This window comes from Flavobacterium cerinum (assembly GCF_004028155.1).
Lineage (GTDB): Bacteria > Bacteroidota > Bacteroidia > Flavobacteriales > Flavobacteriaceae > Flavobacterium > Flavobacterium cerinum.
In genome coordinates this window covers 1-13,426 of record NZ_SBII01000015.1, presented here as the reverse complement: position 1 = coordinate 13,426, position 13,426 = coordinate 1, and the positions used below count along the sequence as shown (strand labels likewise).

Sequence of the window (13,426 nt, the reverse complement as noted above, 5' to 3'; positions counted from 1 at the left end):
TAAATAAAATACTGCCGGCCGAAACCAGCAGTTATTTAACAAACGCTGTTAACTATAACAAAAAAACTATTTTTTAATGAATTTCATTTTTTGAACATTCGTATCATCCTGTGCAACAAGAAGATATATTCCTGATTGTAAATCCGATACATTCAGTATTTCCTGATAGGCAGTTTGTTTTACAAGTTGGCCTGTAGTTGTATATATAGATAATTGTGTTTTTTCAGTTTTTATAAGGTTACCTGCCTGCAATTCAAGATTATCTGCTACAGGATTTTGTTTTAGTATAAAGTTGCTTTTTGCCATTTCGTCAATGCCGGCAACTAATTCTTTAGCTGAGATTTTTACTTCGGTCATTTCCAGGGCCCAGCTTGCCCCAACACTATTTCCCGTCTCCCATTTATTAACTATAGCAAAGTAGACCGTTTGCAAATTATACTGTTCAGGGATATCAACGATCTGCTCAACTTCAATATAAGGATCTACCCCTGCATCGCCGTTTAATTCAAGTGATGCTATCGGTCCGTTTGCCAGCATAGCAGCCATATCCGGTGAGGTAGCAGCATAAATTTCTACATATTCAGGTCCCATTACCTCAAAAAAACCACTCAAATAAGTAAATGAAATCTTTGTCCCAGTATAATAAGACAAATTCATTGCTGGTGTAATAGCCCAGCGGCTGTATTCACTTCCTCCTGGATTTATTGAACCCAACACTTTTAATTCATTACCCGTAGCCATTATAATACTATACTCTGTATTTTTAAGTGCCCAGGTATCACCAGTACTTCCTTCTGCCTGTGTAATTGTCCAATTTCCTAAAGTTTCGTCAGTAATTCCATTGTCATTAAAGTTCCAGCTCCATACTGTACCTATCTGGGCCTGTGCAGTGATAGTAATCAAAAAAAGAAAAGACAGTAATAATAATTTTGTTTTCATGTGTGTAAAAGAATTATAAACCGGAGCAGGATAACTGCCCCGGTTAGTATTAATAAAAAAGTTTTAATTAAAAACCAGAAAACTTAGTCCAGTTGTTTGTCCAGATAGCTACGCCACCTGCAAAAGCACCATTAGTTCTTGATGGTGAAGTTGTAAAGTTTAATGTACCAGCGTTAAACCAAGGCTGTGAAGCTCCAAAAGCAGCAGCAGGACAAGAAATACTTTCAGTAACACCAGTAAGAGGTGTAGGGCTTGCAGGAGTTACAAAAGCATCAGCTGCAACATTAACAAAAGTACCAGTTGAAAGTGTACCGTCTAAAAATATACCTCTGTTGTAACCTGAAACAAGTGAATTAGTCATAGTAATTTTACCTGCTCTTCTCACATGTACAGCATTTTCAAGAAGGTTTCCATCTGTACAGTTTGGCAAACCATAGATAGACATAAAGCTAATTACCGGCCTTGTTATAAGTGTAGTAACTGTACCGCCCGGATTGTTATCAAGCTCTATACCGTTTGAATCAGCTGCACCACTACTTGTACTGTGAGTACTGTTTTTATCAGCAACAGCAAGAGCTCTTGTGATCGTACCTGTATAACCAAGGTCAAAGTCAAAGTTATCATCATCACATGCAAAAGAAACAAGGTAGCTTGCGTTAACTTTACCTCCAAAGAACTCATAAGAGTCATCCTTACCGTAAGAAATCTGGATATGGTCTATAACAGTACTACTACCTACAGCACCAAAAGTTAAACCATTGATTTCATAAGCCTGAGCCGCATCATAAATACGTCCTGCATACTCAATACGTACATATTTCATTGTACCTGAGTTGTCAGCATTATTTGAACCACCATAGTAATAATCAGCAATAGGTGTCTGGTCGTTTAACCCTTCAATAATGTTGTTTGTAAGGCCATTATTTACTTCGCCCTCACCAAGTATTACTACACCACCAAAATCGCCGGGAGCAGCTATGGTAGTATCATCACAATCAAGAAGCTTGTAACTTGTAAAAACGATTGGGGCTTCTTCTGTACCCTGAGCATTAATAAATCCTTCTTTTGTAATTACAAGTACACCTTCAGCAGCATTTTCTGAATGTGATACTGCTTTTATAAAAGTACCAGGCTGAATCGTTAGGGTTGCGCCATTTTTAACAGTAACAATTCCGTCGATTTCCCAAACTTTGTCGTTTGTCCAGGTAGTATTCGCAGTAATAGCTCCGCTTACTGATTGTACAGGAAGTGAACAAGCAGCATAGCCAGCTCCGGAAGCTTTCATTTTAAAAGAAGAATCTGTTTCATCCTCTTTTTGACAAGAAAACAGCATTGTAGCAACAGCTGCCATCATTAAAATTTTTTTCATAATAACGTAATTAGTTGGTATATTTGCTGCTACACATAATTCCAGCCTTTGGGAAGGCAGCAAATTTTACTTCCCTTAGGCTTTTTATTTTTGGTAAAGCAATTGAACCTCCGGCTTTACCTCCGGCATTTACCTGTTCCGTCTTTCACTACAGGTTTTTTAAAATTTGTGAAAGGTTGCCCGGCTTTCTTAAGCTTTCGGAAAATGAATACCGCTAAATGGCTGTTGTCCTTATCGCTGGTTGGATGCGAAAGTTTGTTTTTTGATGAATCCATGTTTTGGGATTATTTTCCTTATTCTTAAAAATTTCAAAGAACAGGCCGCAGTATAGTAGTTCAACGGCCCTTATTATTATCAAGCATTTTGCTTTATACTTGTATTAGATTCAACCCTGTAAAAAAAGCACCCCTTTTTTTAAGACTTAACGCTTTCTTAAATTTCAACCCCAACTCATTACATTTTACTAACAGACATCGTGTCAAATCATTTAAAAGGAATAATTAACTGATATTTTAAAAGTCCTTCCTGTATAGGCTTTAAATAGTTTCCTGTCTACGTCTTCATCATATCTATCTGTTGAACCGGGAGTAAGCATCAAAAACTCTCTGGGGTTAGAACCATTCGGTACACCTTCAGCAATTTTAGAGTAGCTGTTTTGGTTATTATAAGTCTCAAGAACACGGTCAAAAATATTTTGTCCACTCAATTTTAGCTCAAGATTCTTTTCCTTAAAAAATTTATAGCTTACCATAGCATCGGTAACTGCATATGGCCTTCTTATTTCTTCTGAATTGTAGTCAAAACCAACCAAAAGATACTGGTCTCCTGTAGCATTTTGCCGTATGTTAAAACCAAAACGGTCACCTATATAATCAAGTCCAAGGTTATAGGTGTAAGGAGACTGCCCAAACAACGGCCTGTCGGCCTTATATAGCCCTCCTGTACCATCAATATCCTCATACCCTGTTACCTCTGTTTTATTTATTGCCCCGTTAGCATACAGATATATATTTTTCAATTCTTTGCCATCCCCTAAAAAAGAAAGATTTCTTAATATCTCTGCCTCAATACCCCATAATTTGGCGCTGTGCGAATTCATTATATAAATAAGCCGTGATAACTCTCCTCCAATCGTATTTACAGTTTCTATTGGGTTCTTTATATATTTACCATATACGCCAATAGACATTACCTGTCCCAGTGAAGGGAAATATTCAAACTTTGCATCATAATTTTCTGAAACTGAAGAAATAATGCCACCCGTATAGTTTCGTACAGTTGCGCTACGTATCGGGTCATAAAAAGGTATGTTAAGCCTCTCTGAAAACTGAGGGCGAATTACCGACTTATTATAGCTAAGCCTAATATTTGTTTTTTCTGATGGACTTACCGTAAGGTTTACTGACGGTAGGTATTGCCATCGGTCATCTGTTTTTAACGGTGCATCAAAGTCACTTGTAAACTGTGCCTGGCGTTCCAATTCATGGTAGGTAAAGCTCTCAGCCCTTACCCCCCAAACCAAACGGATAAAATTGCCTATACGGTTATCCAGCATTAAAAAAGGAGAATGAATTATAACTTCACCTTCATAACGGTTTCCAAAAAAACCTTCTCTTGTCCAGCCCAGGTCGCCCCAGTGGTATTCTGAGCCATCAAGTGCATCTGCCAGTGAATAAATTTCTACCTTGTCGTCATCCTGACCTACAACGTTAAGGTTAATGAGTTCCTGGTAATTGGTAGCATATTTATACGTTCCGAAATACCCGGTTTTAATGGTGTTTTTTATTTTTCCTAAAGTGAAATCCCTGCTTATATTGACCCCTACATTATAATCTGCCTCATTATTATCAAAATTTCTCCTGTTTATATTAAAAGCGGAGTTATAAACCTCATAATAATTCATGATATCATCTCCAACTCGTTCCCTGAACATATCGGTAAAAGTTGCGTCTTTTGTTTCCTTTGCTGTTTTGCTATAGGCAGCATACCAGTTTAGATCAAAACCATTAAAACGATGATTCCCTTCCAGCTTACTTTGTATAAAATCAGTATAGACAGGGTAATCTGTTTCCTTGGTTATTGGCAGAACAGTTCCATTTAAAATCGCATCCTTACCATCTGTTATACGCCAGCCGGTTATCTGAGTCAACTGGTTGTCATATACATGTATATAAGAGTTGCGAAGCGTGATACGGCTGTTGTTATACTGGTAGCCTACATTAAACATACCTGATAACGTAGTGTTGAAGGAATAGCTGGCTCCATGATTGCGGTAGCCGTACTTTTCAAAAACCGGATACTCATTCGTAGTCAATCCATTACTAATACCAGCAGGATAATATTTCGTATTAGATTGTAAATCGCCTCTTTCAGTATGTTCTATCTGTAAAATATCCTGTGTATTTCTAAACAACAAAGAACCTGTAAACCCCCATTTTTTACTGTCTTTAAGTTCATATACCCGCCCTATACCAAACTGGAGTGTAGTGTTAGGATCTGCCTTGGTTTTATAAGTAGTAAAGTTATCCTGGGTATATTTTCGGGTCTGATCAAAATAAGGCCCGGACTCCGCTTCTGTCTCAGGCAGGCCAATAGGTGTCGAAACAGGAGTATTGCGGGTACCATCATCAAATCCAAAGTAATCATAAGCTCCACGCTGCTTTGTTAATGCCTGCTGAAATGTAGCTCTGTCATTATAGGAAGTACTTATGGTAAAAGAAGTAAAATTCTTTCTGGGTATATCTTTAGTTTTCACTTCAACCTGGCCACCGGCAAAATTAGCATACATATCGGGTGTAGGGGTTTTGCTTACCACTATACTCTCTACCATTGCTGTAGGGATAATATCAAAAGCAAAGTTTTGCTGCTGTGCATCAGTGCTCGGCAAGTTAATACCATCCATAACTGCCTGGTTCCAGCGCTCTCCCATAGAACGTACAACAACATATTTGTTGTCAACAGTAGTAATACCTGTGATACGTTTAAGGGTAGCCCCTACATCGCTGTCAGGTGTTCTTGATATCTGCTCAGACGAAATACCGTCTGAAAACTGCGCTGCCCTTTTTTGCTGAAGCAATAATCCTTCAGTAGAGGCAGCCGATTTATATTGCTTCCCTGTCAACACCACTTCATTAAGCGATATATTCTGATCAACTAATTCAAGTGCTATATTAAGTGGCGTAGATTTTCCGGCATCAACAGGAATATTTTCTATATATCTTGAAGCAAAATCTGAAGCAATTATCTCCACATTGTAAAAACCAGGCTCCAGATCCAGAATAAAATCACCGGTGTTATCAGTATATACAATCACTTCTCCTGGCTTTACTGATAGCATGGCATCAAATAAAGGCTTGCCATAGTTGTCAACTATTTTTCCTGAGATTCCCTGATTTCTTTTTTTTTTTGAAGAAGAATTCGTGCCTTTATTGATAGCAATATTATTCTCGTTCCTTTTAAAATTCAGACCTGTAAGCTTTTGCAGGTCACCCAATACTTCATCTATAGTTACATTGCTCTTTTTTAAGGTAATTTTTGGAGAATTAAGGTTTATATCATTCTGGTACACAAACCTATAAGGTGTACGCGATTCAAGATTCTCAATTATATCCTTAGGAGAGGAATTATTAAAATCTACTGATACAGTTCCATTTTGAGCCGATACCTTCGTTTGAAAAAAAAGAATAAAAAATAAAATCAATGCGGCAAAGGAAAACTGCCGCGAATGTTTAGTGTTCATAATTGATAATTTGTGGTTGTATGTTCTAATTAATTTTACTGGCTTATTATATAATTACCCGGAGTATTTTCTATTATTTCTGCATTTAGGGCAAATGCAAGAGTTTCAAGCATACCTTTAATACCTTGCCTAGTATCAAGGGTTCCTTTGAGCTTAAGATTTTTTAAATTGTCTGAAGGATATTCAATATTAAATGAATACTCTTTTTGAAGTTTTTTTATGGCCTCATTTAAACTAAGTCCATCAATATCTATCAACGCTTTTACATAGGCTGGCTCAATATCGTCTGCCTTTTGTTTTACTAATAGTTCACTTGTAGACATATAAACTGCGGCATCACCTCTTTGCAGTAATACAGTATTGTTTTTATTTTCAACTTTTACCCGTCCGGTCCTTACTTTTACGAGAGGTAAATGACCTTCATAGGCTTTTATATTAAAAGAAGTACCCAGCACAGTAGTTTGTATAAGCCCTGAAGAGATTATAAAAGGTTTAGACGGATCTTTTTTTACTTCAAAAAAAGCCTCACCCTTAAGTGTTACATTTCTTGTATTGCCTGTAAATGCTTTTGGATATTCAATTTTGGTATTCTCATTAACCCAAACACGTGTACCATCAGGAAGTAGCAGTAAGCGTATATCTTGCGCATACGTTTGTGTAATAACCATATCTGCAACCTTATTTGTATTTAGCAGCGTCAGATATCCTGTAAATGATAAAATCAATACTATAGAAGCTGCTGCAATCCATTTATACTGATGTCTTGTTTTATTTGTTGTTGCTGCCTTTATTTTTTTCCACATTCGGAATTTAACTTCATCCGGAAATAAGCCCTTTTCAGGTATTTCGTCCCACTGCTTTCGTAAGTTTTGTTTCATTTTGTATTTTTTATCTTAAGAGCTTTACTACTAACAATAGGAATGCCCTCTGCGAAATATCACGGGGGCATTAGCTTCTTAATAATTTGTTAATGAAAAATAATATCTAAAAACTTGAAATAGCCTGTAAGACACTAAAGGCTAAGGGATTTTTAAAAAAAAAGGAGTAATTTAAAATTAAGTATAAATACTTTTTTATTTACACTTAGTTAACATATCATATTTGATCTATAAAAAAAAATGCAAACCAATAAAGTTGGTTGTTTTGAACAGAATTTTTTTTTAGGTACTGAAGTGTTTTAGAAATTTGGTTGGCTACAGCGCCTATAGTCATATTCATTTCCAAGGCTATTTCCTTATAACTCAGCTCCTCGAATTTATGAAGAGTGAAAATTTTCCTGCGTCTTTCCGGAATTTGATTAAGCAACAGATGTATCATTTTCATTTTGGCATCTAGTTCATCATCGGTATCATAAGGATCATCAAGCTCTGCGATTATTTCCTGTTCATCAACAGTAAAAATTTTATTTTGCTTTTTATACCATTTAGAAATTTCCTGTTTACTGCTTTTAAACAAAATTGACTCTAAAGAAGACTCTAAGTTAAGCTTGTTTCTGTAGTTCCAGAGATGGATAAACACATTTTGGGTAACATCTTCTGTATCGGCATCCTGTCTGGCATATTTTTTCACAAAACAATACACCTTAAAAAAGTAGAGTTCATAAATTTCCTGAAAACAGGATTCATCACCCTCGCGTAATCTAATTATCAGATTAGAATTCATAATGTAATTTAGTTTGTAGATGCTTAGCAAAAGTATCACAAACCAACATCTCATTATTTTGATAATCCTACATTTAAAGATTTATTAATATGTTATAACAGGTTCTGTCGCATCTGTTTGTAAAGATCCCGCATATTCGAGCACTCTAAATTTATGCTGCCAGTTTGCAGAATGATTTGAACATAGTAATCCCATGATTAATCATCTGATTCTTTCTCAACATATGTCCAGCCTTAATTTCATTTAATGTTTTTGTTATGTTTCTTAACACAGCATAAAATTGTCTTAAAATCTAAATATTATTATCCCGAAAGCCTCGCCAGCATTGACACATCTTCGATTAAGATGTTTGAAAATTGTCCGGGCAAGTCCACAATTAAACTCCATAAGTATTTAACAAAAAATAATTTATGGAGTTTTTTTTATTATATTTCCTAACATATTTTTACGGTGTTGATATAGATGCAAGCAGAAAAGCTTACTTGAAAAAATTAAACAATTTAAAAATAAAGTTATGAGAGCAATCAATCCCTGGATCAACTTTAATGGAAATGCAAAAGAAGCATTCACTTTTTACAAATCAGTTTTTGGCGGAGATTTCACAAAGATTGTTCGTTTCAAAGACCTGTCTGGCCCTGAATTTCAGGTAGGAGAAAATGATGCAGATAAAATAATGACCATTGCTTTGCCTATAGGAAAACACAATGTGTTATTGGGCAATGATGTTCCTGAATTTATGGGACGGGTACACGAAAACGAGAACAGGTCTAAAATAGTAATTAGTGCAGAAAGCCGTGAAGAAGCAGATAGATTGTTTAACGGACTATCAGCAGGCGGAGATATTGAAGGACCTATAGACGACAGTCCCTGGGGTACCTATGCCGGAATGTTTAGAGACAAATATGGTATTGAATGGATAGTAGAATTTGACCCAAATTATAACGGATAAATTTAATTACAAAACCATTCTATGGGAAAGATACTTATAGAAGATCTTTTCAATATTTCTTCATTTTCATGATCTTCATTTTCATGATCTTCATTTTCCCTTAAAATATAAAGATATTTTGAACATTTTTCTTTGTATACTATGTCCCCTATTTTTACATTTTCATATGACATTATTGAATAATTCCATAATTCAATTTTCTGTTTTCCATTAAAAAAGTAAAACCTCTTAGTAGGTGTTATCTCAATCTTCGTTATTTTGAAATTAATAAGACACCAAATATTCATTTTTAGAATGAAAAAATGTATTAAAAAATGAAAGCCGAAATTATATAATTAGATATATTTCTCATATAATAATAAAAATGGTGGTTTAAAAAGAGTTCTTTTATTTAAACATTAGTCTTAAATCTCATATAAAGGTTATAATAAAAATCCCCGCTAATAGCGGGGATTTTTATTATTCATGAAATGAAGAATTTTAAAGACTAAAGGCAAAAGATATATTTAAAGGTGGCAGAACCAGATTACTTATCTTTGAAACTAATTATTAAAAAATCACTGCTAGTGATGGCAGGATTCGGAACATTGAGATATATTCTGAAACTTGCCTACAGTAAGTAAAAGCAGAATGACAAAAAAATGGCAAAAAATAAAAAAAAACTTTTAATAACTTTAATTATCCTGACAATAATTACAGGTGGTCTATCATATTTACATTACGATTTTTATAAAACTCCTAAAACTAGAATTAAACCAAATGAAGACTATGCAGAAATGCCACAAGACAGTTTTCATCATTATATCAATTTGCCAATCGACCATAATCACTCAACTAAAGAATCATTCAGAGGTTTTTATCAGTTGAGTCCTAACTTTTATAAAAGCAAAAACATAACTTTCTTGCTTACAGATGGACAAATGGAATTAGTAAGTACAAAGACTGATTTTCAGTTTTTTGAAAATGTTTTACGAGGAAATTCTTATGTACTGATTGGCGTTAGAGGACATTCTCCTACACTGTTTCCCGAAGTTTATAAAAACAAAAAAATGGATTATGCAAAGGCTTCATATTTGTTCAACTCCGACCAGCAAGTTGAAGATATAGAATGCGTGAGATTGAATTTGATGAAAAAAGGAATTTTAGGGAAAGACCATAAAATCAACATTTTCGGAGCTTCGGGAGCAGGGGTTTTAGCACAGCAATACCTTTCAAAATATGGAGCACATGTAAACCGAGTGATTTTGGAATCTACAGGAGCACCGGACTTATCAAAGCAATTTGGGATAAAATATTCACCCAATTTTGAAGAATTTAATTCTAAAGGAGCAACAATCTTGAACCAAATCTTAGCTAAAAAATCAATTGATAAACAAATCATTTCCAATATTCTTTATCAAAAAGGAAGAACAGATAAATCTCCAAGAGAAGCACAAATCAAAATTCTTGAAAAGTTACAAAATGGCGGTAGCTTGTTTCCATATAAATTCAAACCCATTACGAATCTTTCGATTCTTAATTATATGATAAAACCGCCTTCAGAAATTATGGCGAGAGTTCGCTGGTTCGAGTTAGTCGGCTACGATTTAATGAAATATAATAGTAAGAAAGAAACGAATTTACTGTATGAATTTTCCTCAAAAGCGGTATCAGATTTATTGGAATATCACAAAACTAATAAAATTCCGGCAAAAGAGTTTAAGATCAACAGAAGTGAATTTTCGGGAGAAGTATTGATACTAAAGGGAACAGAAGACATTGTTTTTTCTGATGAAATCAATCGTAAAATTGAGCAAGTCTATCCAAATGCCAAACTGCTTTTTTTTAAAGACGGACATAGAATGCAAAATGACACTGAAAAATATATCCGTATCAGAAATACATTTTTACAGCAAGGGTTTAAATCACAAGAATTCATAAAGGTTACAAATGAATCGCCCAATTGAGCAACAAGTGTTTTGCATCGTACAAAAAAAACGTGGAGAATAATATGAAAACAAAAAAAATTATAAAACTTTCAATTTCTGCTTTGGTCATTGCATTTGCAGTGTTTATTTTATTTAAGAAACCCGAAAATCCCAACATAGTAATTTTTAGTCTGCAAGAATGGCTTCGTTTTCCTTCTATAGAAAAAACAGACAACCCAAGTAGCACCTTAAAAATAGCGACCTCTTCTATTGAAATAAAGGAAGACAAGAACAAGGCATTAAATCAGGTCGTAGAAATGACCAATGACATTATGCAAAAAGAAAAAGACGTCGATTTGATTGTCTTTGGGGAAGCAGCTTTGGGATTATATTATCGCAAAGAAAATCCGAAAGCCTATCAGCAAAGTGTAGCTATCTCAATTCCAGGTACTGAAACAAATATTTTAAGCGATTTGGCGAAGAAGAAAAATGTTTTTCTAGCAGTTGGTGTTATTGAAAATGCAAACGATAACATCTACAACTCACTCATTGTTTTTAATAATAATGGGGAAATAATTGCCAAGCATAGAAAAATATTCCTGCATCAATACGACGTATTAAACGGAATAGCAGCAGCAAAAGAGCAGGTTGATACGTGTAGCATTAAAAATTTTAAAGTTGGTTTAGCCATTTGTGCAGATGCGAACACCCATTTTCTTGTAAATTCCTATAAAGAAAACAAGGTCGATGTGTTGCTATATCCTGTTGCATCAAAAATGCCGTTTATCTTAGGTACAACTAAATATTGGCCTTTTTCCAAATCCTATAATGCTTGGATTGTTGCTGCCAATCGGTACGGAGTTGAAAATGGAGAAGATTATCCAGGTGATATTTTTATTTCAGACAAAAACGGACGCATTCATCAACAAAGCAAAGGAAGTGGTTATATTGTAACAACAATACAGAAATAAAAGCACGGACACATAACAGCAGTTGACAAAATGATGGCTGAAGCGTTTCTATGAAACATTTGTGCAAGGTTCAATATTAGGAATTTTATTGAGCTTTTGAGCTAAAAATCCGCCGCATCCGTTAAGCCGAAAACGGTTAGCAGTAATTTTAGAAAACGACACAATGAAACATAATCTTTATCAAATGGACGTATTTACAGACAAAATTAATAAATAAAATGAGCAACATACCATTTCAGGCAATAGACTGGGCATCAATTGAGAAAATTGAATACCAAGGAGAAAAAGGAGTAGCATTTTGGCAGACAATTCAATTTGATGGGCTAAGAATACGTTTAGTAGAATATTCAAACGAATATTTGGCAGACCATTGGTGTCAAAAAGGGCACATTGTACATTGTTTAGAAGGCGAATTCATTAGCGAACTAAAAACAGGAGAGAAAATTAATCTGGCAAAGGGTGAAACGTATGTTGTGTCAGACGAACTTAGTTCTCATCGCTCGACTTCTGCTAATGGTGTTAAACTTCTTATTATAGACGGAGACTTTTTGAAAAATAATAAATGAATTTAAAAAGAAGAGTCTGACATTAAAAATTATCCATATGAATAATATAAGTCCAGACTCGATAAAACTAATTTAAAAATACCAAATTTATTTTCTTAAGGAACCTTACAGAAAGAGCAAGTGCAATCTGATTCTTTCTCAATATATGTACAGTCTTAATTTCATTTATTGTTTTTGTTATGTTTCTTAACACAGCATAAAATTGTTTTAAATTCTAAATGTTATTACGCCGAAAGCCTCACCAACATTGACAAATCTTCGATGAAGGTGTTCGAAAATTGTCCGGGCAAGTCCACAAAAGTCAGCATGATTTTTATTAGATAGGCTTTTATTGAGTAGAATAGTCAACCTCTACTCCCGCATCTTCATTATCGCATCAACATAATTCAATGTAAATCTAAGTTTGAAATATACTGCCTGAAGAATAATAGATTTTGGAAAGCAATGGCCTTTAGCATTCATGAATTGAAGAATTTTAAAGACTAAAGGCAAAACATATATTTAGAGGTGGCAGAATCTTTAAAACTTCATAATTACTGAATTTATTAACTTTGCATAAATCAATAACCGAAGAATAAACTAGAAATAATATAAATGGATGTAGATAAAATAGTTATTAGGCAAGCAACTTCGTATGATATTGTATTTCTCTCCGAAATATTAGTGGCCGCTGCAGCCGCTTCTGGAATAAACATACCTATTGATGACCTTCCGGATTATCCGGACGCATACCAATACGTGGAAGGGTATTATGAAGGATCTGATGTTGGAATTGTAGCTGAAACAATCAGCGGAGAGCCGGTTGGTGCTGCATGGGTCAGAATGTTGCTTACAGATGATCATGCTGTCGGTCATTCAACCCCGGAGCTTACGATGGGTGTAGTACCGGAATATAGACGCAAGGGAGTAGGTGAATTGCTTATGAAAGAGCTTTATCGGGCAACTTGGGGAAAGAACATTCCTAAAATATCTCTCGGTGTTCATAAGGAAAATACTTCTGCTATCATGTTATACCGGAAACAAGGATGGATTGAAGATGGAACTTTCAAAGAATACATAATGATGAGCAGAAAAACAAATGTATAAATGAATAGTAATAAAAAGATAGCAGGCTTAAATGGCCAACCTTTTAACAAGTTAGTTTCAATCATAATAGCAAGAACCTTTAACGTTCATAATTAAGATTATACAATTTAGAAACAAAGCTTATCTTATAGGAATTGTATTGAAAGATCAATAAACTATAATCGTTATTTAACCGATTTCAGGACAAATTTAAGATTGTCAATCAGGGAGCCGTCTATAGTAGGTAAAATAGTGAAAT

The 13,426-nt window shown here is 34.7% G+C and carries 11 protein-coding genes; 5 read left to right on the top strand and 6 right to left on the bottom strand.

Annotated features, from left to right (window positions below):
• Positions 1–66 precede the first annotated feature (66 nt).
• From EPI11_RS17110 to EPI11_RS17090, 6 genes are all read right to left on the bottom strand, one after another.
• Positions 67–939: a T9SS type A sorting domain-containing protein gene (locus EPI11_RS17110; RefSeq protein WP_128391213.1), complete on the bottom strand. Its 873-nt coding sequence runs from the start codon at positions 937–939 to the stop codon at positions 67–69.
• A gap of 67 nt (positions 940–1,006) precedes the next feature.
• Positions 1,007–2,308 carry a hypothetical protein gene (locus EPI11_RS17105; protein WP_128391212.1) on the bottom strand — a complete coding sequence of 434 codons (1,302 nt, stop codon included), beginning with the start codon at positions 2,306–2,308 and terminating at the stop codon, positions 1,007–1,009.
• A gap of 116 nt (positions 2,309–2,424) precedes the next feature.
• Positions 2,425–2,583 (bottom strand): hypothetical protein, encoded by a 159-nt coding sequence (locus tag EPI11_RS19020; RefSeq protein ID WP_164879197.1) that lies wholly within the window; start codon positions 2,581–2,583, stop codon positions 2,425–2,427.
• Between the two features lie 212 nt (positions 2,584–2,795).
• The gene (locus EPI11_RS17100) at positions 2,796–6,047 is read right to left on the bottom strand and encodes a TonB-dependent receptor domain-containing protein (RefSeq protein WP_128391211.1); all 3,252 of its coding nucleotides are present in this window, start codon (positions 6,045–6,047) and stop codon (positions 2,796–2,798) included.
• Positions 6,048–6,082: 35 nt separating this feature from the next.
• Complete coding sequence (locus EPI11_RS17095) at positions 6,083–6,925, bottom strand: FecR family protein (protein WP_128391210.1); 843 nt, start codon at positions 6,923–6,925, stop codon at positions 6,083–6,085.
• A 217-nt stretch (positions 6,926–7,142) separates the two neighbouring features.
• Complete coding sequence (locus EPI11_RS17090) at positions 7,143–7,709, bottom strand: RNA polymerase sigma factor (RefSeq protein ID WP_128391209.1); 567 nt, start codon at positions 7,707–7,709, stop codon at positions 7,143–7,145.
• A 514-nt stretch (positions 7,710–8,223) separates the two neighbouring features.
• Here EPI11_RS17090 and EPI11_RS17085 point away from each other — a divergent pair.
• The 5 genes from EPI11_RS17085 (at position 8,224) to EPI11_RS17065 (ending at position 13,188) form a co-directional block, all read left to right on the top strand.
• A complete protein-coding gene (locus tag EPI11_RS17085) occupies positions 8,224–8,658 on the top strand; it encodes a VOC family protein (protein WP_128391208.1) in 435 nt (144 codons plus the stop codon).
• A 641-nt stretch (positions 8,659–9,299) separates the two neighbouring features.
• The gene (locus EPI11_RS17080; protein WP_128391207.1) at positions 9,300–10,604 is read left to right on the top strand and encodes a hypothetical protein; all 1,305 of its coding nucleotides are present in this window, start codon (positions 9,300–9,302) and stop codon (positions 10,602–10,604) included.
• Between the two features lie 44 nt (positions 10,605–10,648).
• Positions 10,649–11,536: a carbon-nitrogen hydrolase family protein gene (locus EPI11_RS17075; protein WP_128391206.1), complete on the top strand. Its 888-nt coding sequence runs from the start codon at positions 10,649–10,651 to the stop codon at positions 11,534–11,536.
• Positions 11,537–11,754: 218 nt separating this feature from the next.
• On the top strand, positions 11,755–12,102 hold the full coding sequence (locus EPI11_RS17070) for a DHCW motif cupin fold protein (protein ID WP_128391205.1): 348 nt from the start codon (positions 11,755–11,757) through the stop codon (positions 12,100–12,102).
• Positions 12,103–12,696: 594 nt separating this feature from the next.
• Positions 12,697–13,188: a GNAT family N-acetyltransferase gene (locus EPI11_RS17065; RefSeq protein ID WP_128391204.1), complete on the top strand. Its 492-nt coding sequence runs from the start codon at positions 12,697–12,699 to the stop codon at positions 13,186–13,188.
• The last annotated feature ends 238 nt before the right edge of the window (positions 13,189–13,426 follow it).

Coding starts and splice junctions, on each gene's coding strand:
- EPI11_RS17110 (WP_128391213.1), bottom strand. CDS start 939: ATGAAAACAAAATTATTATTACTGTCTTTTCTTTTTTTGATTACTATC.
- EPI11_RS17105 (WP_128391212.1), bottom strand. CDS start 2,308: ATGAAAAAAATTTTAATGATGGCAGCTGTTGCTACAATGCTGTTTTCT.
- EPI11_RS19020 (WP_164879197.1), bottom strand. CDS start 2,583: ATGGATTCATCAAAAAACAAACTTTCGCATCCAACCAGCGATAAGGAC.
- EPI11_RS17100 (WP_128391211.1), bottom strand. CDS start 6,047: ATGAACACTAAACATTCGCGGCAGTTTTCCTTTGCCGCATTGATTTTA.
- EPI11_RS17095 (WP_128391210.1), bottom strand. CDS start 6,925: ATGAAACAAAACTTACGAAAGCAGTGGGACGAAATACCTGAAAAGGGC.
- EPI11_RS17090 (WP_128391209.1), bottom strand. CDS start 7,709: ATGAATTCTAATCTGATAATTAGATTACGCGAGGGTGATGAATCCTGT.
- EPI11_RS17085 (WP_128391208.1), top strand. CDS start 8,224: ATGAGAGCAATCAATCCCTGGATCAACTTTAATGGAAATGCAAAAGAA.
- EPI11_RS17080 (WP_128391207.1), top strand. CDS start 9,300: ATGGCAAAAAATAAAAAAAAACTTTTAATAACTTTAATTATCCTGACA.
- EPI11_RS17075 (WP_128391206.1), top strand. CDS start 10,649: ATGAAAACAAAAAAAATTATAAAACTTTCAATTTCTGCTTTGGTCATT.
- EPI11_RS17070 (WP_128391205.1), top strand. CDS start 11,755: ATGAGCAACATACCATTTCAGGCAATAGACTGGGCATCAATTGAGAAA.
- EPI11_RS17065 (WP_128391204.1), top strand. CDS start 12,697: ATGGATGTAGATAAAATAGTTATTAGGCAAGCAACTTCGTATGATATT.